Here is a 24076-nt window from a genome sequence, read left to right as displayed (position 1 = left end):
TGTCAGAACTTGTAACCGCGATGCAAGGCAACGATACCCGCCGTCAGGTTGTGGTAGTCGACACTTTCAAAACCTGCATCCTGCATCATCCCTTTCAGGGTTTCCTGATCCGGGTGCATACGGATAGATTCTGCCAGGTAGCGATAGCTGTCGCCGTCTTTTGCCACCAGTTCCCCCACCTTCGGCAGGATATGGAAGGAGTAAGCGTCGTAGGCTTTGCTGAGCGGTTCGATAATCGGTTTAGAAAACTCCAGCACCAGCAGACGTCCGCCTGGCTTCAGCACGCGGTACATCGAACGCAGCGCTTTTTCTTTATCGGTAACGTTACGCAGACCGAAAGAGATGGTGATGCAGTCAAAGGTGTTATCAGCAAACGGCAGGGCTTCCGCGTTGGCCTGAACATACTCAACGTTGCCCACGATGCCGATATTACGCAGCTTTTCGCGGCCCATTTTGAGCATGGAATCATTGATATCAGCAAGCATGACGCGGCCGGTTTCTCCTACCAGACGGGAGAACTTGGCTGTCAAATCGCCGGTCCCCCCTGCCAGATCCAGCACGGTCTGCCCGCGACGTACGCCGCTGCAGTCGATGGTGAAACGCTTCCACAAACGATGGATACCAAACGACATCAAGTCGTTCATCACATCATACTTTGCCGCGACAGAATGGAATACATGCGCCACCATGTCCTGTTTCTGCTCTTTAGCGACCGTCTGAAAGCCAAAGTGCGTCGTTTCTTGTGAATCCTCAACCATCTCTATGCCTGCTTGCTTTTCAAGAAAATGTTCACTGAGTGTATCAGATTCAGCGCATTTCCCATACGTTTCAACGTGGCGGAGCCGCCTCCCGATTATGTAACGCCTCGGCAGAGTCGGCTGAAAATGCGTCATTTTCCGGGAGGTTATCCTCGTCTTCGAGACGATATTCATCGTCCTGGGCAGTGGCTTGTTCGACTAAATCAGGATTTATCCCGCGCTTCACCTCCACCCCCAGGCCGCGAAAGGCTTCCGCCTGGGCCAGCAGATTCCCGCGCCCGGAAGCGAGCTTTTTCATCGCCTGGCGATAGTTCTCTTGCGCCTTATCCAGACTCTGGCCGATGGCGGACATATCATCCACAAACAGGCGCATTTTGTCGTAAAGGCGCCCCGCCCGCTCGGCGATCTTCTGCGCGTTGCGGCTCTGATGCTCATAGCGCCACAGATTGGCGATAGTACGCAGGGCTACCAGCAGCGTCGTCGGGCTGACCAGCATGATATTATTTTGCAACGCCTCGCTGATGAGCTCGGGCTGACGATCGATGGCCACCAGGAACGCCGGCTCGACGGGAATAAACATCAGCACGTAGTCGAGAGAGCGCAGCCCCGGCAGCTGTTGATAATCCTTGCGTCCCAGCAGGCGAATATGGTTTCGCACCGAGGCAAGATGTTCCTGCAGCGCGACTTCGCGGGTGTAGTCGTCTTCGGCGTTGAAATAGCGCTCATAGGCGACCAGGGTCATTTTGGCGTCTATCACCACGTCCTTGCCCTGCGGCAGGCGGACAATGACGTCAGGCTGCATCCGCGAGCGGTTATCGGTCTCGATACTGACCTGGGTCTGGTACTCATAGCCTTCGCGCAGGCCGGAGGCCTCCAGCACGCGGGTTAAGACCACTTCCCCCCAGTTGCCCTGGGTTTTGTTATCACCTTTCAGCGCTTTCGTCAGGTTCAGTGCCTCCTGCGCCATCTGCGCGTTCAGCTGCTGAAGATTGCGGATCTCATGCGCCAGGGTGTGCCTTTCCCGCGCCTCCTGGCCAAAGCTCTCCTGCACCTGGCGGCGGAACCCGTCGAGCTGTTCGCGCAGCGGGGTCAGCAGACCATGCAGACTCAGGCGGTTTTGCTCATCGACGCGCCGGTTGCTGTGTTCGAAAATGCGGTTGGCGAGGTTTTCAAACTGCTCGCTCAGGCGCTGCTCGCTGTTAACCATCTGACGGATCTTATCTTCCGCATGCAGCTGGGTGGATTCGAGCCGGGTGGTGACCTCACGCAGATCGGCCTCCAGCGAGGTATTGATATCCCGCAGACTGCGCAGCTCATTGTTCAGCAGCTCACACTCCTCACGCCAGTGGGCCTCCTGCACCAGCTGCTGACGGGCGGCGCTCAGCTCAATATCCAGCTCTCGCCGCTCCTCAATGAGATCGGCCCGGATTTGGTCGGCGCGCGCTTTGGTTGCCAGCCAGCCGACCATTAACCCGGCAGCCAGTGCGATAACCGCGCTGATAATGATTGAGAGATCCACGACGCCCCCTGCGATAACCTGATGGCACAAAATAGAATTGTGCTGTACAAACGTCCAGTTTAAAAGGGATTTCCTGCGAGGAGCAACGCAAAAAAGAAAGGCCGGAGGACCCGGCCTGACAGAGAAGGGGTTGAATTACAGCAGACGACGCGCCGCTTCCACGACGATTTTGACCGCGTGGCTTTCGGTTTGCTTCATGGTTTCGGCGTTAGGGATCTCTTGCTGGGTACGGTTCACAATAACCCCGGCGACCATCCCGGCACGCAGGCCCTGGCTGGCGCACATGGTCAGCAGCGTGGCGGATTCCATTTCATAGTTCATCACGCCCATTGCCTGCCACTCTTCCATTGAGCCCTTGAAGCGGCTCACCACGCGGCCGGAGAAGGTGTCGTAACGCTCCTGGCCTGGGTAGAAGGTATCCGAAGAGGCGGTCACGCCGATATGGGTGGTGGCACCAATAGATTTCGCCGCTTCCACCAGCGCGGTGGTGCAGGCGAAGTCTGCGACGGCCGGGAACTCCATCGGCGCGAAGTGCAGGCTGGCGCCGTCCAGGCGAACGGAAGCGGTCGTAACCAGCACATCGCCAACGTTAATGTGCGGTTGAATCGCGCCGGTGGTGCCGATACGCAGGAAGGTACGCACGCCCAGCTGCGCCAGCTCTTCCACGGCGATAGAAGTCGACGGGCCGCCGATGCCGGTAGAGCAGACGATCACCGGCTTGCCGTCCAGCTCCGCGCGCCAGGAGGTAAATTCGCGGTGGGATGCCAGCTTGACCGGCTTATCCATCAGCGCGGCGATCTTTTCCACACGCTCCGGATCGCCAGGGACGATAGCCAGCGTAGCCCCTTGTAAATCGTTCTTGGTGAGGCCGAGATGAAAAACATCAGACTTGGACATAAAAAACTCCTCTGTGGGTCGAATTATCAGCAGAAGCAAAACGGTACTGTACAGAAGCCCCTGGCAACATTTTGTGATGATAGTCACCAAGACCAATAATGATTGCAGTTGTTTTTCAGTAAATAGTGATACACATCACATTAACAAGTTATATTCATCGTCATAGAACAAAAGATAGCCGCTTTCAGGCACTGTGCTTTATTACCGCCCGAACTAAAGGTAAAGGGTCTATAGTTATTGATGCGCTAATAAATAAGGGTACGGAGAATACCATGACCACCACCAAGCAACCTGGATTCGCACCTGCAGCTTCACCACACGCCGCCACCGCCGTTCATACGCCGGAAGAGCATATTATCGCCGGAGAGACGTCTATTCCCTCTCAGGGTGAAAACATGCCGGCCTACCACGCCCGCCCGAAAAATGCCGACGGTCCGCTGCCGATCGTTATCGTGGTACAGGAAATTTTCGGCGTGCATGAACATATTCGCGATCTTTGTCGCCGCCTGGCGCAGGAAGGCTATCTGGCTATTGCGCCTGAATTGTACTTCCGTCAGGGCGATCCGAATGAGTACCACGATATCCCGACCCTGTTCAAAGAGCTGGTTACCAAGGTGCCGGACGCGCAGGTGCTGGCGGATCTCGACCATGTCGCCAGCTGGGCGGCGCGCCACGGCGGCGATGCCCATCGTCTGCTAATCACCGGCTTCTGCTGGGGCGGACGCATTACCTGGCTGTATGCCGCGCATAACCCGCAGCTGAAGGCAGGCGTGGCCTGGTACGGCAAGCTGGTGGGAGAAAAATCGCTGAATTCACCGAAGCATCCGGTAGATATCGCGGTCGATCTCAACGCCCCGGTGCTTGGTCTGTACGGCGCTAAAGACGCCAGTATTCCACAGGACACCATCGAGACCATGCGTCAGGCGCTGCGGGCGGCCAACGCCACAGCGGAAATCGTGGTCTATCCCGAAGCCGATCATGCCTTTAACGCCGACTATCGCGCCAGCTATCATGAAGAGTCAGCCAAAGACGGCTGGCAGCGAATGCTCGCGTGGTTTGCTCAGTATGGCGGCAAAAAAGCATAATCACCCAATGCATGAAAAAAGGAGGCAAATGCCTCCTTTTTTGATTTTTCGCGTAACGATCAGGCGGACTGGCGCAGGTTCTGCGCCGCTTGCACCATATTCGCCAGCGCGGCGCGGGTTTCCGGCCAGCCGCGAGTTTTCAGGCCGCAGTCCGGGTTAACCCACAGCCGCTCCGCCGGGATACGCTGCGCGGCTTTTGCCAGCAACGCTTCAATCCACTCCACGCTCGGCACGTTCGGCGAGTGAATATCATATACCCCCGGCCCGATCTCATTGGGATACTCGAACGCTTCGAACGACTCCAGCAGCTCCATATCGGACCGCGAGGTTTCAATGGTGATCACGTCGGCATCCAGCGCGGCAATGGAGTCCATGATGTCGTTGAACTCGCAATAGCACATGTGGGTGTGGATCTGAGTGTCGTCTTTGGCGACCGCAGCATTAAGGCGGAAGGCTTCCACACCCCACTGCAGATAGGCATCCCAGTCGCTGCGCTTCAGCGGTAACCCTTCGCGCAGCGCCGGCTCATCAATCTGGATGATGCCGATCCCCGCCGCTTCCAGATCCGCCACTTCATCACGCAGGGCCAGCGCAATCTGTTTCGCGATGGTTTCACGGCTGACATCTTCCCGTGGGAAGGACCAGCACAGAATGGTCACCGGTCCAGTGAGCATCCCTTTCACCGGTTTGTCGGTCAGCGACTGCGCGTACTTCGCCCAGTCGACGGTGATCGCCTGCGGACGGCTGACGTCGCCGATCACCACCGGCGGCTTCACGCAACGGGAACCATAGCTCTGCACCCAGCCGTTTTGCGTGAAGATAAAACCGTCCAGATGTTCACCGAAGTATTCCACCATGTCGTTCCGCTCGGCTTCTCCGTGCACCAGTACGTCTAAACCTAACCGCTCCTGCTCGACGATCGCCTGCTTAATATGTTCCGCAATCCCCGTCCGATAATGACTGGCGTCAAGGTTGCCCTTTTTGAAGTCCAGGCGCAGGCCGCGGATCTCAGTTGTTTGCGGGAATGACCCGATGGTGGTGGTCGGCCATTTCGGCAGGTTAAAGCGCTGGCGCTGTGCCTGCGCGCGAACCTCATAGGGGCTGGCACGCTGGCTGTCCTGAGCGGTGATCGCCGCCAGCCGTTTTTCCACTTCCGCGTTGTGCACGCGGGTCGAATGGCGACGGGCCTGGATTGGCGCGCTCCACTCGGTAATCGCCGCCGTATCGCCGCTGTTCAGCGCATCGCGCAGCAGCGCCAGCTCGCCGCATTTCTGCAGCGCGAAGGCAAACCAGCTCTTCACTTCCGCATCAAGGCGCGTCTCCACGCTCAGATCGATCGGGCTATGCAGCAGAGAACAGGATGACGCGACCCAGAGGTCGCGTTTACCGACGAGGTCTTTAATTTGCGCATACTTTTCGGTGAGATCGGCGCGCCAGACGTTGCGCCCATTGATCAGACCCGCAGACAGCAGCCAGTCGGCCGGCAGGCGGTTGTGCAGCTCGGCAACATCATCTTTGCCGTGCACCAGATCGACGTGCAGCCCCTGGACCGGTAGCGCAGCAATGGTCGCGAGATTGTCACTAATGCCTTCAAAATAGGTGGTCAGCAGCAGTTTCACCTGGCCCTGCAGGGCGTCATAAGCCGGTTTAAAGGCCTCCAGCCACGCTGGCGGCAGCTCCAGCACCAGCGCCGGTTCATCAATCTGCACCCACTCGATGCCGCGCTTCGCCAGTTCGGCCAGCACCTGCTGGTAAACCGGCAGTATGTCATTCAGCAGGCTCAGACGGTCAAACGGTTCACCTTTCACTTTACCCAGCCACAGGTACGTTACCGGCCCCAGCAGCACGGGCTTGATCTTGTGGCCCAGCGCCAGCGCTTCGTCTACTTCATCCAGCAGTTGGGTCCAGGTCAGTTTGAACTGCTGGCCCTTCACGAACTCCGGCACCATGTAGTGATAGTTGGTGTTAAACCATTTGGTCATTTCCGCAGCGGCGGCCGGTTCGCCAGTCGGCGCACGGCCGCGGCCAATGCGGAACAGGGTATCGATATCGATGGATCCGTCTTTGTTCTGATGACGAGCCGGCACGTTGCCAAGCAGCAGGCTGGTAGTCAGAACATGGTCGTACCAGGCGAAATCCCCCACCGGCAGCAGATCAACGCCCGCCTGTTTCTGCTGCTCCCAGTGGCGGGCACGCAGCTCACGGCCTACTGTCAGCAGTTCCTCGCGAGTGGCGTTGCCCGCCCAGTAGCTCTCTTGCGCTTTTTTCAGCTCGCGGCGCAGGCCAACGCGAGGAAAACCGAGGGTGTGGTTAATAATTGTCATTTTTGTTCCTCTCTTATTTCATTGAATCTGAAGAAAAACTCTAAATAGTTCGGCTTGCAGGAAGGCGGCAACGATGCGCATCCCCAGGAGCTTACTGAAGTAAGTGACTGGGGTAAGCGAGGCAGCCAACGCATCTGCAAGTCGAAATATGACGAGTTTTAGACGTCCAGATGTTTACACATCCATAATTGACAGTTACTGTATATTCCTCAAGCGCAAATTGCTCATGGCGAAGTGAAGGACTTTCATGATCGAAATTAAACATCTGAAAACGCTGCAAGCGTTGCGGAACAGCGGTTCACTGGCGGGTGCGGCAGCGGCCCTGCACCAGACCCAGTCCGCCTTGTCTCACCAGTTCAGCGATCTGGAACAGCGCCTTGGCTTCCGTTTGTTTGTGCGTAAAAGCCAGCCACTACGCTTCACGCCGCAAGGGGAAATTCTGCTGCAGTTGGCCAATCAGGTGCTGCCGCAGATCGCTCGCGCCCTGCAGGACTGTAACGAACCACAGCAGACCCGGCTGCGCCTGGCTATCGAATGTCACAGCTGTATTCAGTGGCTGACGCCGGCGCTGGAGAATTTCCGCGCCCGCTGGCCGCACGTGGAGGTCGACTTCCATTCCGGAGTGACCTTCGACCCGCAGCCTGCGCTGCAGCAGGGCGAACTGGATCTGGTGATGACCTCCGATATCCTGCCGCGCAGCGGTCTGCACTACTCGCCGATGTTTGATTATGAGGTGCGTCTGGTGCTGGCGCCCGAGCACCCGTTAGCCATGAAGACGCTGATTACGCCAGAGGACCTGGCCTCGGAAACACTGCTGATTTATCCCGTGCAGCGCGGGCGCCTCGACATCTGGCGCCATTTCCTGCAGCCGGCCGGCATCAGTCCCCAGCTGAAAAGCGTCGATAACACGCTGTTGCTGATCCAGATGGTGGCCGCAAGGATGGGCATCGCCGCGCTGCCGCACTGGGTGGTGGAAAGCTTTGAACGCCAGGGCCTGGTGGTCACCAAAACCCTGGGTGAGGGATTATGGAGCCGGTTGTACGCGGCCGTCCGCGATGGCGAACAGCGTCAACCGGTCACCGAAGCGTTTATTCGCTCTGCGCGGAACCACGCCTGCGATCATCTGCCGTTTGTCCGGAGTGCGGAGCGACCCAGCGGCGATGGACCCACAGCGAGGCCAGGATCACCAACGCTCCGCTAATAAAGCTCGGCCAGTGCGGCTGCTCCTGCCAGATGGCGAGGTTTACCAGTAGACCCGCGGGGACATGGACGTTATTCATGATCCCCAGCGTGCCGGCATCCACCTGCGTGGCGCCATAGTTCCACATAAAGTAACCCAGCCCGGAAGCCACCACGCCGAGCCACACCAGCACGCTCCACTGCAGCGTGGTGGTCGGCAGCTTCTGGGGGTTGCCCAGCATAAACCACGCTGCCACCGCCACGATAAAGGCCCCGGCATAAAACCAGGCAAAGGCATTGTGCTGCGGCATCGGACGTACCTCCATCAGGCGCTTGTAACCCACCATGCCGATAGCGAAGCAGAGGTTTGACAACTGCACCAGTAACAGCCCGGTCCAGAAATGATCGCTGACTTTGTCATAGCGGATAATCGCCGCCCCCAGCACCGCCAGCGCAGCACTCAGCAGATAGCCCCAGCGCAGCTTACGTCCGCTGAGCAGGTCGTAGATCAGCGTGATATACAGCGGGGTAAACACGGTAAACAGCAGAAATTCCGAAACCGTCAGATAGAGATAGGCGCGGAAAGCCAGCAGATACATGATGCCAAGCTGCATCGCGCCCACCAGCATATAGAGCACGATCGTGCGCGGAGACTGGCCGCGCGTGCGCAGGAAAGGCAGGAACACCAGCGCCGCCAGGCCCACACGCATCAGCACCGAAAAATAGCTGTCGACGCTACCGGCCAGGTATTCGCCAATCAGGCTAAAAGAAAAGGCCCACAGGATAGTGGTGATAATTAACAGCGCCACAATGGTCGTCTCGTTGGATAAAGAACAGGCATTGTAGCGAAGAGTCAGGTTGACGACTGGACAGTTATTCGCCAGTCGTCAATCTTTTTCAGTCGAGGTATAGCTTACGCAGGTAGTGCGGGACCGCATCGTCGGCGTTACTGCCGATCACTTCCAGTTCCGGATGCAGATCCTTCAGCCGTTGATGGGCGTTGGCCATGATGCAGCCTTTGCCGGCCATCGACAGCATCTCAGCGTCGTTCATACCGTCGCCGAAGGCGATGCAATCGGCAAGAGTGTAACCGAGCATTTTCGCCACCGCCTCCAGCGCATGCCCCTTCGATACCCCACCCGCCATGACTTCCAGGCAGGTTAAGGTGGAGAAGCTGACGTTCACGCGATCGCCCCAGCGGGCGTTCATCGCCTGCTCCAGCGGCAGCAGATGCTCGTGATCCTCGCAGGTAAAGAATACTTTGCTGATCCCCTGCGGATCCAGTTCGCCCGGCTCATACAGCTTGTAGTTAAACACCGCCTCCTTGAAGAAGCGCATCTCTTCCGGACGATGGCGGTTCATATACCACTCGTCTTCCCGATAGACGTTAGTGACGATTTTCGGGTCGTTACGCACGATCTCAAACAGGTCGGCGGCAATATCGCGGTCGAGGTTATGGGCAAAGATTTGCTGACCATCGCTATCGTGAACCCGGGCGCCGTTAGAGGTGATCATGTACGACCGGATGCCGAGATTATCGCGGATCTGCCCGACGTCGATGTAGTGACGGCCGGTGGCGAAGACGAAATTGATCCCACGGGCGGTGAGCAATTTCAGCGTCTCTTTGGCATACGGGGTCAGGAAATGATCGGGGGAAAGCAGCGTGCCGTCTAAATCAGACGCAACAACCTGGTACATAAAAAAGTTAACCTCTAAGCAGGGCGACGAGCGTTATCGTCGGATTAAGTATGTCGATTGAAAAACTCGACGATGGCATTGAGCGCGACTGAGCGCATAGCGTCCTTTTCAAAAAGGATCTCATGATATGCCCCTTCAATGACGAGCGGTTTACCGCCCTCACAGGGATGGCCGGCAGCGGCCCGTAATTCACAATAGCGGTCGTGCATCAGATTATCGACCACCCGCTCCTCCTCTGCCTGTAAAAGCAGCGTCGGGGCGGTGTCTTTTTCCACATTCGCCAGCACTTCGTCGCCGGCCAGCATGCCCTCCCGCACCCAGTGCCAGGTCGGGCCGCCAACCTGCAGTCGCGGTTCATCGGCATAGAAGCGCAGGTTGCGACGATAGCGTTGTCGACTGTGCGTCAGCACGTTAACGGCAAAAGGCAGCGCCCGCCAGCGCCCGGTGCCGATGGCATACTCTTCGCGAATGCGCTGATGGCCCTCAGCCCAGTCGAGAATATGGCGCACCATCCAGTCCGGCAATCGAATGATAATCCCGAACATCGGTGCGCAGAGCGCAATCGCATCGCAATGCGCCTGGTAACGTTGCAGAAAAAGCGTGGCAATCGCCCCGCCCATAGAGTGAGCGAGGATAAACCGTTTTCGCCAGTGTCCGGGGACCACCTGCTGCTGCCAGAGCGCCGCCAGGTCATCGACATAGTCGCTGAAGTTGACGACGTGTCCGCGGTGGGTATCAGAGAGCAGGCGGCCCGAGCGTCCCTGGCCGCGATGATCGATGATCATCACGTCAAAGCCGCTGTGAAAGAGATCGTAGGCGACTTCGGCATACTTCACGTAGCTTTCAATGCGCCCGGGGCAAATCAGCACCAGACGATCGTTATTTTGCGCGCAGAAGCGAACAAAGCGTACCGGTACATCATCGACGCCTTTAAATTCAGCCTCTTCGCGCTGTCGCCAGAAATCCGTCAGCGGCCCCATACTAAAGGCCGCAAACGCGTTTTCTCGTGTTTCCCAGTCCTTTTTCTGCCCAAACATCGGGTTTACACCCCTGTTAACCGCTGAAAATCGTTTTTTTGCCGTGTATCACACAATGCTGACACAATAGCGTATTGTGGCATAAAAACAGACAATCAGGGAGTTTCTCATGACCATTGAGTGGTGGTTCGCCTACCTGCTGACATCAATCATTCTCAGCCTGTCACCAGGTTCCGGAGCGATTAATACCATGACCACCTCCATTAACCACGGTTACCGCGGCGCGGCGGCGTCGATTGCCGGTTTGCAGACCGGGCTGGTTATTCATATCGTGCTGGTTGGTGTTGGTCTCGGCACCCTTTTCTCCCGCTCGGTGCTGGCCTTTGAAGTGCTGAAATGGGCCGGCGCGGCTTATCTTATCTGGCTGGGGATCCAGCAATGGCGGGCGGCGGGGGCGATCGACCTGAATACTCTGGCGAAGGCGCAGACGCGCGGCAAACTGTTCCAGCGCGCGGTGTTCGTGAATCTCACCAACCCCAAAAGCATTGTGTTTCTGGCCGCCCTGTTTCCGCAGTTTATCCTGCCGCACCAGCCGCAGGTGATGCAGTATCTTGTTCTGGGCGTCACCACCATTGTCGTCGATATCATTGTGATGATTGGCTATGCGACCCTGGCGCAGCGCATTTCCGCATGGATCAAAGGGCCAAAGCAGATGAAGGCGCTGAACAAAGTCTTTGGTTCGCTGTTTATGCTGGTCGGGGCGCTGCTCGCCTCCGCCCGTCACGCCTGAATCATGGAATCTCGCTCGCAAAGAGAGGTTTGCCGGGCGAAAAACGCGCACTCTCTGCACGAGCCGACACGCAAAGCGGGTAATTAATTTTTTTACCCGCTGTCGGCGTTGAACCTATCGTGTCAGGATGCCGCCAGATACGTGATTCACGGATGAACGGCGATGGCGGAAACGGCGACTCCTCATGATGCGGTATTTAAAACCTTTCTCTCGCGGGTAGAGACGGCGCGCGATTTTATCGAGCTCCACCTGCCTTCGTCGTTAACACAGATCTGCAAACTGGATACCCTGCGTCTGGAATCCGGCAGCTTTCTCGAAGACGATCTCAGGCCTTACTACAGTGATATCCTTTATTCGCTGGAAACCACCCGCGGTGCGGGCTATGTCCATGTTCTGATCGAGCACCAGAGCGCACCTGATAAGCTGATGGCCTTTCGCTTAATGCGCTATGCTGTCGCCGCCATGCAGCGGCACCTGGAGAGCGGCCATAAAACGCTGCCTCTGGTTATCCCTATTCTCTTTTATCAGGGACGACGCAGCCCCTATCCCTGGTCGATGCGCTGGCTGGATAATTTTGCCGATCCTGAGACCGCCCGCCAGCTCTATAGCGGGGCGTTTCCGCTGGTCGATATCACGGTGATCCCCGACGACGACATCATGCAGCACCGCAGCATGGCAGCCCTGACGCTGGTGCAAAAGCACATCCGCCAGCGCGATATGGCGCAATTGCTGGATAAGTTGACCCATCTCTTACTGCTGGAGCAGATGAGCGGACAACAAATCACCGTATTGGTAAACTATATGGCTCAGGCAGGAGATGCCGAGGATACACGGACACTCTTGTACGGACTGGCACAGCGCGTGCCGCAGCATGGAGGATTACTGATGACGCTGGCGGAAACATGGCTTGCAGAAGGTATGGAGAAAGGCGTACAGCAGGGCATAAAAGAAGGTAAACACCAGGCCTTGCTGCAGGTTGCCGAAGCAATGCGCAAACGCGGTATTGATGACGCAGCTATTATGGAAATGACCGGTCTGGCTGAAGATGAGCTGCAGCGGCTTCGCCACTGACACTTTCCCACCCGGAAACAGCCGGGTGGGAAACAGCATACCGGTTAACGCGAGATAATCAGGTGGATGCCGAAGCCCGCAAACAGCGTACCGGCGATACCATCGATCCACTTCGCCATCCGCTGATAGCCGCGGCGCATCCCCGGCAGGGCGAACAGGCTGGCAACCACCATAAACCAGGCCAGCGTCTCGACGATAATCAGCAGGAAAATACCCCAGCGCGCACCAGCGCCGACGCTGTCACCCACGAACAGCGAGAACACCGAGCCGAAGTAGATGATCGCTTTCGGATTCGCCAGATTGGTCAGCAGTCCCTTCACGAAGCTGCGTCCGCTGCGGGCCAGCTCCACCTGCGGCTCCGCCGAGGCCACCGCCTCTTTTTTCAGCGCGCCGCGCAGCATCTGGTAGCCCATCCAGCACAGATACAGGCCGCCACCGACCATGATGATGTTATGCAGCCACGCCATCTGCGCGAGGATCAGGTTCAGGCCGAGCAGGGCAACCCCCGCCCAGATCATGACGCCGCAGGTGATCCCCAGCACACCCATCATCGCCTCTCTGCGCGAGCGGCTGATGGCCGTTTGTGAGACAAAGAAAAAGTCCGGCCCCGGGCTCATCAGCGCAATGATATGCACCAGCGCCACGGTGAGGAAAAGCATCAGCATAGTTAACTCGCAGGAAAATAGTGAAGAGGGAAACTATTCTGGCACCTTTTCCCGCGGCTGACTACTCATCATCACCATCGACATGAGCGCGTATCAATGCCATGAATTCTTTACCGAAGCGCTCAAGTTTACGCGTCCCCACGCCGTTGACGCTGAGCATCTCGCCGGCGGTGAGTGGCGACTGTTCCGCCATCTCGATCAGCGTCGCGTCGTTGAAGACCACGTATGGCGGGATATTCTCTTCGTCGGCGATCGCTTTACGCAATTTGCGCAGCTTGGCAAACAGCTTGCGGTCGTAATTGCCGCCAAAGGATTTCTGCATCGCCTTCGGCTTCCGCGCCACGATACGCGGTACGGCAAGCTGCAGCGGCACCTCGCCGCGCAGCACCGGTCGTGCGGCTTCGGTCAGCTGCAGTGCGGAGTGCTGGGCGATATTCTGCGTCACCAGCCCAAGGTGAATCAGTTGGCGGATTACGCTCACCCAGTGCTCGTGACTCTGCTCCCGGCCGATACCGTAAACCGGCAGCTTATCGTGGCCCATGTCACGGATGCGCTGGTTGTTGGCCCCGCGCAGGACCTCCACCACGTAACCCATCCCGAAACGTTGATTCACCCGGTAAATCGTTGACAGCGCCTTGCGCGCATCCATTAAGCCATCGTACTGCTTTGGTGGGTCAAGACAGATATCGCAGTTGCCGCACGGCTCCTGGCGCCCTTCGCCAAAGTAGTTCAGCAGCACCAGACGACGACAGGTTTGCGCTTCGGCAAACGCCCCCATCGCATTCAGCTTATGCCGCTCGATATCCTGTAGCGGTCCGGCGGGTTTTTCCTCCAGACAGCGGCGCAGCCACGCCATATCCGCCGGATCGTAAAACAGCATCGCTTCCGCCGGCAGGCCATCACGCCCGGCGCGGCCGGTTTCCTGGTAGTAGGATTCAATATTGCGCGGGATATCGAAGTGCACCACAAAGCGGACGTTCGGCTTGTTGATACCCATCCCGAAGGCCACCGTCGCCACCACGATCTGCAGATCGTCGCGCTGGAATTTCTCCTGCACGTCGGCGCGAACGGCGTTTTCCAGACCAGCATGGTAAGCCGCCGCGCTGATGCCGCGGCTCTGCAGACGCGCGGCGGTATCTTCCACTTTCGAGCGGCTGTTGCAGTAGATGATGCCCGATTTGCCGCGCTGATCCTGAACGTAGCGCATCAGCTGGTCGAGCGGTTTGAATTTCTCCATCAGCATATAGCGGATGTTCGGCCGGTCGAAGCTGCTGACCTGAATCAGCGGATCGTTAAGCCCCAGCAGACGGACGATATCACGGCGGGTGGTGTCATCGGCGGTGGCGGTCAACGCCATAAACGGGATCTGCGGCAACCGCTGACGCAGCTGGCCCAGCGCGGCATATTCCGGACGGAAGTCATGGCCCCACTGGGAGATACAGTGCGCTTCGTCTACCGCCAGCATCGCCAGGTTCCAGTTCGCCAGATGCTCAAGAAAGTTATCCAGCATCAACCGTTCCGGCGCGATATACAGCAGACGAACCTGCCCGCTGCGACAGCCGGCCATCACTTCCTGCTGCTGCTCGCGGCTTTGCGTCGAGTTCAGACAAGCCGCCGCCACGCCGTTGGCCAGCAGTTGATCGACCTGGTCTTTCATCAGCGAGATCAGGGGTGAGACCACGACTGTCAGACCGCCCATGACCAGCGCCGGCACCTGATAGCACAGCGACTTGCCGCCACCGGTCGGCATGACCACCAGGCAGTCCCGGCCCTCAAGCACCGTCTCGATAATCGTTTCCTGGCCAGGACGGAACTGCTGGTAGCCGAAGGTCTCTTGTAAAACCTGCTTCGCCAGCGATTCCTGATTTAATACTTCCGCCTGTGCCACGTTGACCCCATTTGCCTGAAAAGAAAACAGGCGCTATTTTCAGCGCCTGCGAGCCAGAGTGCAACGATTAAAACAGATCGTTGAGCATTAGCCCGACGCCGACGCGCGTTTGATTGAAGTTGTAGTCGATAAGCGATTCGCCGTAACCGCTGTAGATCTGCGTATAGGCGCGAACATGTTTGGTAATGGGATAGCTCACGCCGAGCTCCGCCCCGCCATAGCCGGTGTTCCAGTTATATTGCCCCTGCGCGCTGAGGATCGCCTCTCCCAGCTGGTAGCCCACCTTCAGCCGGTAATAGCCCATATATTTGGTGATATCCGGGTTATCATCGGTGTTGCCCACCACATACCAGGGCTTCACTTCCACCAGCCAGTTGCCGTTTTGCGCCATCAGGCGGGCGTAAAGCCGGTTCCAGCTGCGCGAGGTGGGGTCGGAACGACCATTCGAGTCGTGGTTATACCCCATCTCGATGTCACGCAGCGTCCAGCCGGCAAACTGGTAGTCGGTCGCAAAGCCCAAAAACAGCTGGGGTTCGTAATTGGTTTCGCGAAACGGCGCCGACTCTTTGCTGTTGGAGAGCTGCCACCAGGATTTCTGGGTGTACGATGCGCCGAGCAGCGAATTATCGCCCAGGATGCCGCGCCACAGCGGGAACGCCAGACTCAGCTGAAATTTCACTTCATCTTTACGGGCATTTTCGGCCCAGTCATAGCTGCGGATCGCCTCTTTATTGAGGTCGCTGGTCCATGTGTAGAGCAGATAGTTGCTCTCATAAGGGTAGAGCAGGAAAGGATTATCATGGTCCTGGAGCAGGTTGGCGATAATGCTGCCGCGCACTGCCGGTTTGTCGTGAACCGACGCATCCTGCGCCATAACACCGGCCGGTAGCGCGCACAGCGCCACCAGGCAGGCCAAAGAGATACGCATGCTGGTCTCCTGATAAATAGTTTTTATTTTTGTTTAACCTGAAGCCATTCTACCTGTTTATTAATCACCTGCCCCCTAATCCGCTCCGAAAGTGGAAATCAATATTTTAGAAGCATAAAATCAACATTTTGTTAACGAATGGAACCGGTGTTATGTCTGAACTTACTGCCGAAGCAGCGCTGAAACTGGTGGGGGAGATTTTCGTCTATCACATGCCGTTTAACCGTGCCCTCGGTCTCGAACTGGAGCGCTATGAAAAGGCGTTTGCCCAGCTCAGCTTTAATAATCAGCCGATGATGGTCGGCAACTGGGCGCAGAGTATTTTGCATGGCGGAGTGATCGCCTCCGCGCTGGACGTCGCCGCTGGCCTGGTCTGCGTCGGCAGCACCCTCACCCGCCATGACACCATCAACGAAGAAGAGCTGCGCCAACGCCTCTCCCGCATGGGAACCATCGACCTGCGCGTAGACTACCTGCGTCCGGGCCGCGGTGAACGGTTTACCGCCACCAGCAGCCTGCTGCGCGCCGGCAATAAAGTGGCGGTAGCCCGCGTGGAACTGCATAACGAAGCTCAGGTCTATATTGCCAGCGCAACGGCCACCTATATGGTGGGTTGATTGGCCAAAATCGAGTAACATCACTCTCTTTGGCAATGGATTTTACCGATGGATGCGAAACAGACGCGGTTGGGGATCATTCTGGCCCTCGCCGCCTACTTTATCTGGGGTATCGCGCCAGCGTACTTCAAACTTATCTACTATGTTCCCGCCGATGAAATTCTGACCCATCGCGTGATCTGGTCCTTCTTCTTCATGGTGGCGCTCATCAGCGTCAGCCGCCAGTGGCCGCAGGTGAAAAAGCTGCTGAAGACGCCGCGCAAGATCTTCCTGCTGGCGCTCTCGGCAGTGCTGGTCGGCGGTAACTGGCTGTTGTTCATCTGGGCGGTGAATAACCACCATATGCTGGAAGCCAGCCTCGGCTACTTTATCAACCCGCTGGTGAATATTCTGTTGGGAATGATTTTCCTCGGCGAACGCTTCCGTCGCCTGCAGTGGCTGGCGGTGATCCTCGCCTTTTGCGGCGTGCTGGTCCAGCTGTGGACCTTTGGTTCGCTGCCGATAATCGGCCTTGGGCTGGCCTTCAGTTTTGCCTTTTACGGCCTGGTGCGGAAGAAAATTGCTGTCGACGCGCAGACCGGCATGCTGGTGGAAACGCTGTGGCTACTGCCGGTGGCGGCAATCTGGCTGTTTGGCATCACTGATAGCCCGACCAGCCATATGGGGGAGAACCCCTGGTCGCTCAATCTGCTGCTGATGGCCGCGGGCGTGGTCACGACCATTCCCCTGCTGTGCTTCACTGGCGCGGCAACGCGCCTGCGGCTCTCCACGCTGGGCTTTTTCCAGTACATCGGCCCAACGCTGATGTTCCTGCTGGCGGTGACGTTCTACGGCGAAGTGCCGGGCAAGGATAAAATGGTGACCTTCGGCTTTATCTGGGTCGCGCTGGCAGTATTTATCGTCGATGCGCTGTATACCCAGCGCCGGCTGCGCAGAGGCTAAGCCGGCCTCAGCCAGTAAAAAAGGGAGCCGCCGCTCCCTTTTTTTACAGCCAGTTTTTACGCTTGAAGTAGAGATATGGCGCCAGGCCGGCCAGCATCATAAAGACGATCGCCCCCGGGTAGCCGAAGCTCCAGTGCAGCTCCGGCATAAATTCAAAGTTCATCCCGTAGCTGGACGCCACCAGGGTTGGCGGCAGGAACACCACCGACACCACGGAGAAGATCTTGATGATGCGGTTCTGCTCGATGTTGATGAAGCCCATCGCCGCCTGCATCAGGAAGTTCACCTTCTGGAACAGCGATTCGTTGTGCGGCAGCAGGGATTCGATATCGCGCAGGATCTCCCGCGCCTGTTCCAGCTGGCCCGCCGGCAGGCGCGCCTTACGCACCAGGAAGTTCAGCGCGCGCTGGGTATCCATCAGACAGAGGCGGACCTTCCAGCCGATATCTTCCAGTTCCGCCAGCGTCGACAGCGCTTCATCGTACTCGTCGCCCTGATGGCCTTCCATAATCACGCGGCTCAGCTTTTCCAGGTCGCTGTAGATATTTTCAATTTCATCCGCCAGCTGCTCGATTTTGGTTTCGAACAGGTCGAGCAGCAGTTCGTAGGCGTTACCGTCGACCAGCGTCTGGTTGCGCACGCGCATACGGTACAGGCGGAAAGCGGGCAGTTCGCGCTCGCGCAGCGTGAACAGGCGGCCTTCGCGGATGGTAAACGCCACGGTAGAGTTGCCGGCGTGATCTTCCGCATCTTCAAAAAAGAAGAAGGAATGGATGTGTAACCCATCTTCATCTTCAAAGAAACGCGCGGAGGCTTCGATATCTTCCAGTTCCGGGCGCGTCGCCAGGTTCTGACCCAGTTCCGTCTGCACGCGGCTTCGCTCATCGTCGTCAGGCTCGACCAGATCGACCCACACCGAGCTGGCGAGGTGCTTGATCTCATCGGCTTCCAGGCGCGTTAAACGATTGTTTTCCAGTTGAAATGCGCTCAGCATGACCGGGACTCCCAATGCAAAAAAATTATCGGACAGTTCGGTGGGCACACAGAAACAAATTGGGTTTCAGACCATTAAGCCTGACTCAGCGCGACGGGAATAGGGCAGGTCGCTGACAACCGCTAAGGCTATCAGCATAAGAGGATAGCCTTAGGAGTTGTTCCTGAATGACAGGAAGTTGAGCCAGCATCTACTGGGTGTGTCCAAGGCGAATGTCCTCTTAGCGTAATCGTGCGCGCATGTTACGCCAGCGCAAAATCGGCGTCAACACGCAACGGAACGCGAAAGCGCAAATCAGGCGCCTTAACGTATAAAGGTAGCAGAATATTACAAAATAATGATATTTTTCTTAAAGTTACACCGTCTCAAGCCGCGCGTAAGCCGCCACCAGCCATTTGATTCCCTGGCCCTGAAAAGCCACCTGCAGCCGGCTGTGCTCGCCGCTGCCTTCGAGGTTGACGATAGTGCCTTCGCCAAACTTCGGATGACGCACCCGCTGACCTAACTTGTAGCCGGTATCGCTCTCGGCAATCGGCGCCCCCAGTCGCTGGTGGTTTACCGGACGGCTCACCGTGGCCCGCAGACGCACTTCTTCTACGCACTCCTGCGGCAGTTCTCCAATAAAGCGCGACGGGCGATGGTAAACCTCTTTGCCGTACAGACGGCGGGTTTCGGCGTAGGTCAGCGTCAGCTTCTGCATGGCGCGCGTCACGCCAACGTAGGCCAGACGACGCTCTTCTTCCAGGCGGCCGCCTTCATCAAGCGCCATCTGGCTCGGGAACATCCCTTCTTCGACGCCGACGATAAACACCTGCGGGAATTCCAGCCCTTTCGCCGAGTGCAGGGTCATCAGTTGAACCGCGTCCTGCCAGGTGTCCGCCTGCCCCTCGCCCGCTTCCAGCGCGGCGTGGGAGAGGAACGCCTGCAGCGGCATCAGGTCTTCATCTTCTTCGTTGTAGCTGAACTGGCGCGTCGCCGTCACCAGTTCCTCTAAGTTTTCAATACGGGTCTGGCCCTTCTCGCCTTTCTCCTGCTCGTACATCGCGCGCAGCCCGGAGTCTTTAATCACCCGATCGGTCTGAACATGTAGCGGCATATCGGCGGTTTCCTGCGCCAGCGCGTCAATCAACTCCATAAATCGCTGCAGAGCGCTGGCGGCTCGGCCAGCCAGCACTTTCTCTTTCAGCAGCTCGCGGCAGGCCTGCCACAGCGTCAGCTGACGATCGCGCGACGTCTGGCGCACCACGTCCAGCGTGCGATCGCCGATGCCGCGGGTCGGCGTATTGACCACCCGCTCAAAGGCGGCATCGTCGTTACGGTTGGCAATCAGGCGCAGGTAAGAGAGCGCATCTTTGATTTCCTGACGTTCGAAGAAGCGCATACCGCCGTAGATACGGTACGGCATGCTGGCCTGCAGGAGCGCCTCTTCCAGCACGCGCGACTGGGCGTTACTGCGATAGAGAATGGCGCATTGCTCCAGCGCGCCGCCGTTCTCCTGCCAGGTTTTAATGCGGTTCACCACGAAGCGCGCTTCGTCGAGATCGTTGAAGGCGCAGTACAGCGAAATCGGCTCGCCGTCGGCACCGTCGGTCCACAGCTTTTTGCCCAGGCGCCCGTTGTTGTTTTCAATCAGGGCGTTGGCAGCGCTAAGAATATTGCTGGTTGAACGATAGTTCTGCTCCAGGCGAATAGTTTCCGCGCCGGGGAAGTCGTTGAGGAAGCGCTGAATGTTCTCGACCTGCGCGCCGCGCCAGCCATAAATCGACTGGTCATCATCGCCAACGATCATCACTTTGCCGGTATCACCTGCCAGCAGGCGGATCCAGGCGTACTGGATGTTGTTGGTGTCCTGGAATTCATCGACGAGGATATTGGTGAAACGCTCACGATAGTGCTGCAGGATATGCGGCTTGTTCAGCCACAGCTCGTGCGCGCGCAGCAGCAGCTCGGCGAAATCCACCAGCCCGGCGCGGTCGCAGGCCTCCTGGTAGGCCTGATAGACCTTCTGCCAGGTCTGCTCGACCGGGTTGCCGTAGCTCTGAATGTGATGCGGGCGCAGCCCTTCATCTTTCTGGCTGTTGATGTACCACATCGCCTGACGCGGCGGCCATTGCTTCTCATCGAGGTTCATCGCCTTAATCAGACGCTTCAGCAGACGGAGCTGGTCTTCGCTGTCGAGGATTTGGAAATCCTGCGGCAGGTTGGCGTCCAGATGATGCGCACGCAGCAGACGGTGCGCGAGGCCGTGGAAGGTGCCTACCCACATGCCGCCCTGGGTAGTGCCCATCAGCTGGCCGATACGGTGGCGCATCTCCGCCGCCGCTTTGTTGGTAAAGGTCACCGCCATAATCGAGTACGGCGAGCAGTTCTCCACGCTCAGCAGCCAGGCGATACGGTGCACCAGAACGCGCGTCTTACCACTGCCCGCCCCTGCCAGAACCAGCATATTGGTGCGCGAGGCCGCTACGGCTTCACGCTGTTTGTCATTAAGGCTGTCGAGCAGGTAAGAAACGTCCATTGGCACCGCCGGAAGAGAAGGGGTTCCATGAACCCCTGTTAATATATACAGAGTGACTGGTGATTATATCAGCGAGGTCAGAGATGCCAACCGTGAAATTTCAATATGCGGCAGCAGGCGGCTGTCCGCGGTGTGCATCAGGTCCGCGCCTTGCGGTTTGATCCAGCAGGCCTGCATCCCGCAGCGTAGCGAACCGGCGACGTCGGTCGTCAGATCATCGCCGACGTGCAGAATGTGCCCGAGCGGTAAATTCAGACGCGCCGCCGCCAGGTGATACATATCGGCAAACGGCTTGGAACGACCATCCGGACCCGCGCGCAGCACGAAGCGGAAATAGTCGCTCAGGCCGAACAGCTCGGGGCGGGCGTTGCCATTGGTAATGGCCACCAGCGGCCACTTCTGTGCCAGCTTCGCCAGCGTATCGTGGGTCTCCTGCGGAACATCGACCCGGCTGCGCCAGTGGGCGAAGTTTTCCATCGCCGCATCGGCGCCGGCTTTTGCCGCTTCGGCGGAGAGCCCAGCGTTACGCATGCCGAGCTCCAGCGCACGATGGCGCCAGACGGTCACGTCGTGGTAGATCTCCGGCTCAGATGCCAGCAGCGTCTGACGCAGTTGGTTAAGCTCATGGGCATCGAACTGGCTGAGCGACGGATGGTAATTGCGCACAAAGGCCAGCGACTCGTGCATCGTCCGGTCAATCACCGGGCGGTTATCATATAGGGTGTCGTCCAGGTCAAACGTCAGTGCGGAAATCTGGCCCAGAGGTCGGTAAAAACGCATTATTTCCCCCGTTTAGCGCGCGGATGCGCGGCATCGTACACCGAGGCAAGGTGTTGAAAGTCAAGATGGGTATAGATTTGAGTGGTGGAGAGGTTAGCATGGCCCAACAGCTCCTGCACGCCGCGCAGATCGCCGCTGGACTCCAGCATATGGGTGGCAAAGGAGTGGCGCAGCTTGTGCGGGTGCACATGGCTGTTCAGCCCCTGCTTAATCCCCCACTCGGCAAATCGCTTCTGCACGTTGCGCGCCGAAATGCGTTTACCCAGCTTCGACAAAAACAGCGCGTCGTCGTCAGTACCGAACAGGCCGCGCAAATCCAGCCAGTGCTCAATCCACGCCACCGCGTTACGACCGATCGGCAAACGGCGTTCTTTGCTGCCTTTGCCCATCACCCAAACCTCACCGCTTTCGAGGTCGAGGTGCTTAATATCAAGGTTGACCAGCTCAGACAGACGCAGACCTGCACCGTACATCACTTCCAGCATCGCCCGGTCGCGCACCGCGAGCGGATCGTTGAGGTCGATATCCAGCAGCCGATTTACATCATCGACATCGATATTTTTCGGCAAGTGGCGGGGAATTTTCGGCGCCGCAATCCCCTTCGCCGGGTTAGCGGCCAGTTCGCCCTGACTGACCATCCAGTCAAAGAAGCTGCGTAGCGCGGAAAGCCGCAGCGCCAGGCTCGCCGGGCCTAAACCCGCACGGCGGCTGCGTACCGCAAAGCTACGCACCTGAGCGGCATCGCACTGCTGCCAGCTTTTCAGCCCCGCCTCATCCGCCAGGGCGATCAACGCGTCCAGCTGACGCTGGTAGTTAGTCAGCGTAATCGGGCTAAGCTGACGCTCAACGCCGAGATAGCGCAGGAAGCGGTCGACGCAGGCGGAAAGCGGAGAGTCGGTCATGCGCGTTCAATCCAGCGCTCCAGCAGGCCAGGGAGCATCTGCGCAATTTCCTGCAGCAACTGCGTCCCCTGCCCTGACTGATAATGCTGCGCATCGCGGCTGCTAAAGAGCATCACGCCCGGAGCGTTATCGCCGCCCAGCATCGACATCGCCACGGATCCAATGGCCTTCGCTTCCGGTAGCACCACCAGCAGCTCCGGACCGTTCAGCGGCCCAAGATAGTGGCGCGCCTGGCCCAGACGTTGAATACGGATCGGCTCAAACGCCTGCCGGCTTAACGCCAAATGGGTAAACTTCGAGGGCGCGCCGAGGCGCCAGCAGTCAGGGAACAGGCGCACCGTGGCGCCAGCTAACCCCAGCTCGCGAGCCCAGCGATGAAGGCGGTTGAGCATATCATCGAGGCTCTCCGCGGCCGCCAGCCGCGTTTGCAGCTGCAGCAGGCGCTGGAACAGGCTTTCATTAGCGACCGCCTGCTCCATCAGCAGCGACATATTCTCTTCCAGCACATGAATATGGTTACGCGCCCGCATCATGTGCCACTCCACCAGCGAAATCGAACCGCGGACCGGATGCGGGACACGGATATGTTCAACCTGGGCGGCATTACGAATAAAAAATTCAGGATGTTGCAACAGATAGTCCACCACCGCCCGATCGTTCAACGCGCTGGTAACCTCCTGCTGTTCTTCCCCGATTGGTTTCATAAATGAATAAATCCATCATAGACATGGGCCGCCGGGCCGGTCATAAACAGCGGCTGGCCCGGGCCTTTCCAGGCGATATCAAGACGACCGCCGGGCAATTCCACGCGTACCGTTTCAGCGAGCAGCCCCTGCTGGATCCCCACCGCCACCGCGGCGCAGGCGCCGCTGCCGCAGGCCTGGGTTTCCCCCGCGCCGCGTTCGTAGACGCGCAGACGGATGTGGGACCGGCCGACCACCTGCATAAAGCCGATATTGGCGCGCTCCGGAAAACGCTCGTGGCTTTCCATCACCGGGCCGAGGGTTTCTACGGCCGCTGTATCCACGTCATCCACCTGGATGACGCAATGCGGATTCCCCATGGACACCACGCCGCACAATACTGTCTGCTCGGCGGCACGCATGATATAGGTCTTTTCCGCTTTGTTGGCGCGGAACGGCACCTGGGACGGCTCAAAGTTAGGCTCGCCCATATTCACCCGCACCAGATCGTCTTCCGTTACGCTTAATACCATACGCCCGTTGGCCGTACTCACGCGAATATCACGTTTATTGGTCAGGCCTTTCAGCCGGACAAAGCGGGCAAAACAGCGCGCGCCGTTGCCGCACTGCGACACTTCGCTGCCGTCGGCGTTAAAGATCCGGTAATGAAAATCCAGATCGGGATCGTAGGGCGGCTCGACGACCAACAGCTGATCGAACCCGACGCCAAGATGGCGATCTGCCAGGCGGCGAATCAACTCCGGCGAGAAAAAAACATTCTGCGTTACCGCGTCAACGACCATAAAATCGTTGCCAAGGCCATGCATTTTAGAGAACTGCATCATCTACTCCAGTTGCGCG

At 58.0% G+C, this 24076-nt stretch carries 23 protein-coding genes; 6 read left to right on the top strand and 17 right to left on the bottom strand.

Going from position 1 to position 24076, the window contains the following annotated elements:
• Positions 1 to 2: 2 nt before the first annotated feature.
• The 3 genes from ubiE to udp all read right to left on the bottom strand — a co-directional run bounded on the left by ubiE (position 3) and on the right by udp (position 3174).
• Positions 3 to 758, bottom strand: a complete 756-nt coding sequence (gene ubiE, locus HMPREF3096_RS05120; protein ID WP_008807935.1) for a bifunctional demethylmenaquinone methyltransferase/2-methoxy-6-polyprenyl-1,4-benzoquinol methylase UbiE — start codon at positions 756 to 758, stop codon at positions 3 to 5.
• A 70-nt stretch (positions 759 to 828) separates the two neighbouring features.
• Positions 829 to 2277, bottom strand: a complete 1449-nt coding sequence (rmuC, locus tag HMPREF3096_RS05115) for a DNA recombination protein RmuC (RefSeq protein ID WP_008807936.1) — start codon at positions 2275 to 2277, stop codon at positions 829 to 831.
• 135 nt (positions 2278 to 2412) lie between these two features.
• On the bottom strand, positions 2413 to 3174 hold the full coding sequence (gene udp / locus HMPREF3096_RS05110) for a uridine phosphorylase (protein WP_002883419.1): 762 nt from the start codon (positions 3172 to 3174) through the stop codon (positions 2413 to 2415).
• 272 nt (positions 3175 to 3446) lie between these two features.
• Here udp and HMPREF3096_RS05105 point away from each other — a divergent pair, with 272 nt between their 5' ends.
• Complete coding sequence (locus HMPREF3096_RS05105; protein ID WP_008807937.1) at positions 3447 to 4259, top strand: dienelactone hydrolase family protein; 813 nt, start codon at positions 3447 to 3449, stop codon at positions 4257 to 4259.
• Positions 4260 to 4318: 59 nt separating this feature from the next.
• Here HMPREF3096_RS05105 and metE read toward each other — a convergent pair whose 3' ends face one another.
• Entirely contained in the window at positions 4319 to 6583 is a 2265-nt protein-coding gene (metE, locus tag HMPREF3096_RS05100) for a 5-methyltetrahydropteroyltriglutamate--homocysteine S-methyltransferase (RefSeq protein ID WP_016160079.1), read from the bottom strand.
• A 247-nt stretch (positions 6584 to 6830) separates the two neighbouring features.
• Between metE and metR the strand changes: the two genes are divergently transcribed.
• Positions 6831 to 7784, top strand: coding sequence for an HTH-type transcriptional regulator MetR (metR, locus tag HMPREF3096_RS05095; RefSeq protein WP_008807939.1), 954 nt, complete (start codon positions 6831 to 6833; stop codon positions 7782 to 7784).
• Here the strand turns inward: metR and HMPREF3096_RS05090 are convergent.
• The 3 genes from HMPREF3096_RS05090 to pldB all read right to left on the bottom strand — a co-directional run bounded on the left by HMPREF3096_RS05090 (position 7672) and on the right by pldB (position 10497).
• Positions 7672 to 8571, bottom strand: a complete 900-nt coding sequence (locus HMPREF3096_RS05090; RefSeq protein ID WP_070544323.1) for a carboxylate/amino acid/amine transporter — start codon at positions 8569 to 8571, stop codon at positions 7672 to 7674. The two genes, metR and HMPREF3096_RS05090, sit on opposite strands and share 113 nt — an antisense overlap.
• Positions 8572 to 8659: 88 nt before the next feature.
• Entirely contained in the window at positions 8660 to 9460 is an 801-nt protein-coding gene (gene yigL, locus HMPREF3096_RS05085) for a sugar/pyridoxal phosphate phosphatase YigL (protein ID WP_008807941.1), read from the bottom strand.
• Between the two features lie 44 nt (positions 9461 to 9504).
• Complete coding sequence (gene pldB, locus HMPREF3096_RS05080) at positions 9505 to 10497, bottom strand: lysophospholipase L2 (protein ID WP_008807942.1); 993 nt, start codon at positions 10495 to 10497, stop codon at positions 9505 to 9507.
• Between the two features lie 109 nt (positions 10498 to 10606).
• On the opposite strand from pldB, the gene rhtB reads away from it, so the two are divergent.
• Both rhtB and HMPREF3096_RS05070 read left to right on the top strand, forming a co-directional pair.
• Positions 10607 to 11227: a homoserine/homoserine lactone efflux protein gene (rhtB, locus tag HMPREF3096_RS05075; protein ID WP_008807943.1), complete on the top strand. Its 621-nt coding sequence runs from the start codon at positions 10607 to 10609 to the stop codon at positions 11225 to 11227.
• A 162-nt stretch (positions 11228 to 11389) separates the two neighbouring features.
• Positions 11390 to 12298 (top strand): Rpn family recombination-promoting nuclease/putative transposase, encoded by a 909-nt coding sequence (locus tag HMPREF3096_RS05070; protein ID WP_012543232.1) that lies wholly within the window; start codon positions 11390 to 11392, stop codon positions 12296 to 12298.
• 44 nt (positions 12299 to 12342) lie between these two features.
• On the opposite strand, the gene rhtC is transcribed toward HMPREF3096_RS05070, so the two are convergent.
• From rhtC to pldA, 3 genes are all read right to left on the bottom strand, one after another.
• Positions 12343 to 12963: a threonine export protein RhtC gene (rhtC, locus tag HMPREF3096_RS05065; protein WP_008807945.1), complete on the bottom strand. Its 621-nt coding sequence runs from the start codon at positions 12961 to 12963 to the stop codon at positions 12343 to 12345.
• 61 nt (positions 12964 to 13024) lie between these two features.
• A complete protein-coding gene (gene recQ / locus HMPREF3096_RS05060; protein ID WP_070544322.1) occupies positions 13025 to 14851 on the bottom strand; it encodes an ATP-dependent DNA helicase RecQ in 1827 nt (608 codons plus the stop codon).
• Between the two features lie 67 nt (positions 14852 to 14918).
• Positions 14919 to 15779: a phospholipase A gene (pldA, locus tag HMPREF3096_RS05055; protein ID WP_002883408.1), complete on the bottom strand. Its 861-nt coding sequence runs from the start codon at positions 15777 to 15779 to the stop codon at positions 14919 to 14921.
• 152 nt (positions 15780 to 15931) lie between these two features.
• On the opposite strand from pldA, the gene yigI reads away from it, so the two are divergent.
• A complete protein-coding gene (gene yigI, locus HMPREF3096_RS05050; protein ID WP_008807947.1) occupies positions 15932 to 16396 on the top strand; it encodes an acyl-CoA thioesterase YigI in 465 nt (154 codons plus the stop codon).
• A 48-nt stretch (positions 16397 to 16444) separates the two neighbouring features.
• Positions 16445 to 17338, top strand: coding sequence for an EamA family transporter RarD (rarD, locus tag HMPREF3096_RS05045; RefSeq protein WP_002883402.1), 894 nt, complete (start codon positions 16445 to 16447; stop codon positions 17336 to 17338).
• Between the two features lie 43 nt (positions 17339 to 17381).
• On the opposite strand, the gene corA is transcribed toward rarD, so the two are convergent.
• The 7 genes from corA to dapF all read right to left on the bottom strand — a co-directional run bounded on the left by corA (position 17382) and on the right by dapF (position 24057).
• Positions 17382 to 18332, bottom strand: a complete 951-nt coding sequence (gene corA / locus HMPREF3096_RS05040; RefSeq protein WP_012543234.1) for a magnesium/cobalt transporter CorA — start codon at positions 18330 to 18332, stop codon at positions 17382 to 17384.
• 150 nt (positions 18333 to 18482) lie between these two features.
• Complete coding sequence (gene ysgD / locus HMPREF3096_RS31855; protein WP_349815745.1) at positions 18483 to 18539, bottom strand: YsgD/CorL family protein; 57 nt, start codon at positions 18537 to 18539, stop codon at positions 18483 to 18485.
• A 148-nt stretch (positions 18540 to 18687) separates the two neighbouring features.
• Positions 18688 to 20850, bottom strand: a complete 2163-nt coding sequence (uvrD, locus tag HMPREF3096_RS05035; protein WP_012543235.1) for a DNA helicase II — start codon at positions 20848 to 20850, stop codon at positions 18688 to 18690.
• Positions 20851 to 20913: 63 nt separating this feature from the next.
• Positions 20914 to 21630 (bottom strand): 5-amino-6-(5-phospho-D-ribitylamino)uracil phosphatase YigB, encoded by a 717-nt coding sequence (yigB, locus tag HMPREF3096_RS05030; protein WP_012969191.1) that lies wholly within the window; start codon positions 21628 to 21630, stop codon positions 20914 to 20916.
• Positions 21630 to 22532 carry a tyrosine recombinase XerC gene (gene xerC / locus HMPREF3096_RS05025; RefSeq protein ID WP_023296872.1) on the bottom strand — a complete coding sequence of 301 codons (903 nt, stop codon included), beginning with the start codon at positions 22530 to 22532 and terminating at the stop codon, positions 21630 to 21632. The genes yigB and xerC overlap by 1 nt, the downstream gene beginning before the upstream one ends.
• The gene (locus tag HMPREF3096_RS05020; RefSeq protein WP_008807952.1) at positions 22529 to 23236 is read right to left on the bottom strand and encodes a DUF484 domain-containing protein; all 708 of its coding nucleotides are present in this window, start codon (positions 23234 to 23236) and stop codon (positions 22529 to 22531) included. Before HMPREF3096_RS05020 ends, xerC begins: the two co-directional genes overlap by 4 nt.
• Complete coding sequence (dapF, locus tag HMPREF3096_RS05015; RefSeq protein WP_002883394.1) at positions 23233 to 24057, bottom strand: diaminopimelate epimerase; 825 nt, start codon at positions 24055 to 24057, stop codon at positions 23233 to 23235. Before dapF ends, HMPREF3096_RS05020 begins: the two co-directional genes overlap by 4 nt.
• Positions 24058 to 24076 lie beyond the last annotated feature (19 nt).

The organism is Klebsiella sp. HMSC25G12 (assembly GCF_001807705.1).
Taxonomy (GTDB): Bacteria; Pseudomonadota; Gammaproteobacteria; order Enterobacterales; family Enterobacteriaceae; genus Klebsiella; species Klebsiella variicola.
Note: the sequence above shows the minus strand (reverse complement) of the source record. Positions and strands in the feature narration are given on the sequence as shown.

Excerpts from the sequence above, each read along its gene's own strand:
- ubiE (WP_008807935.1), bottom strand. The coding sequence starts at position 758 with ATGGTTGAGGATTCACAAGAAACGACGCACTTTGGCTTTCAGACGGTC.
- udp (WP_002883419.1), bottom strand. The coding sequence starts at position 3,174 with ATGTCCAAGTCTGATGTTTTTCATCTCGGCCTCACCAAGAACGATTTA.
- HMPREF3096_RS05105 (WP_008807937.1), top strand. The coding sequence starts at position 3,447 with ATGACCACCACCAAGCAACCTGGATTCGCACCTGCAGCTTCACCACAC.
- metE (WP_016160079.1), bottom strand. The coding sequence starts at position 6,583 with ATGACAATTATTAACCACACCCTCGGTTTTCCTCGCGTTGGCCTGCGC.
- metR (WP_008807939.1), top strand. The coding sequence starts at position 6,831 with ATGATCGAAATTAAACATCTGAAAACGCTGCAAGCGTTGCGGAACAGC.
- yigL (WP_008807941.1), bottom strand. The coding sequence starts at position 9,460 with ATGTACCAGGTTGTTGCGTCTGATTTAGACGGCACGCTGCTTTCCCCC.
- pldB (WP_008807942.1), bottom strand. The coding sequence starts at position 10,497 with ATGTTTGGGCAGAAAAAGGACTGGGAAACACGAGAAAACGCGTTTGCG.
- rhtB (WP_008807943.1), top strand. The coding sequence starts at position 10,607 with ATGACCATTGAGTGGTGGTTCGCCTACCTGCTGACATCAATCATTCTC.
- HMPREF3096_RS05070 (WP_012543232.1), top strand. The coding sequence starts at position 11,390 with ATGGCGGAAACGGCGACTCCTCATGATGCGGTATTTAAAACCTTTCTC.
- rhtC (WP_008807945.1), bottom strand. The coding sequence starts at position 12,963 with ATGCTGATGCTTTTCCTCACCGTGGCGCTGGTGCATATCATTGCGCTG.
- pldA (WP_002883408.1), bottom strand. The coding sequence starts at position 15,779 with ATGCGTATCTCTTTGGCCTGCCTGGTGGCGCTGTGCGCGCTACCGGCC.
- yigI (WP_008807947.1), top strand. The coding sequence starts at position 15,932 with ATGTCTGAACTTACTGCCGAAGCAGCGCTGAAACTGGTGGGGGAGATT.
- rarD (WP_002883402.1), top strand. The coding sequence starts at position 16,445 with ATGGATGCGAAACAGACGCGGTTGGGGATCATTCTGGCCCTCGCCGCC.
- corA (WP_012543234.1), bottom strand. The coding sequence starts at position 18,332 with ATGCTGAGCGCATTTCAACTGGAAAACAATCGTTTAACGCGCCTGGAA.
- uvrD (WP_012543235.1), bottom strand. The coding sequence starts at position 20,850 with ATGGACGTTTCTTACCTGCTCGACAGCCTTAATGACAAACAGCGTGAA.
- yigB (WP_012969191.1), bottom strand. The coding sequence starts at position 21,630 with ATGCGTTTTTACCGACCTCTGGGCCAGATTTCCGCACTGACGTTTGAC.
- xerC (WP_023296872.1), bottom strand. The coding sequence starts at position 22,532 with ATGACCGACTCTCCGCTTTCCGCCTGCGTCGACCGCTTCCTGCGCTAT.
- HMPREF3096_RS05020 (WP_008807952.1), bottom strand. The coding sequence starts at position 23,236 with ATGAAACCAATCGGGGAAGAACAGCAGGAGGTTACCAGCGCGTTGAAC.
- dapF (WP_002883394.1), bottom strand. The coding sequence starts at position 24,057 with ATGCAGTTCTCTAAAATGCATGGCCTTGGCAACGATTTTATGGTCGTT.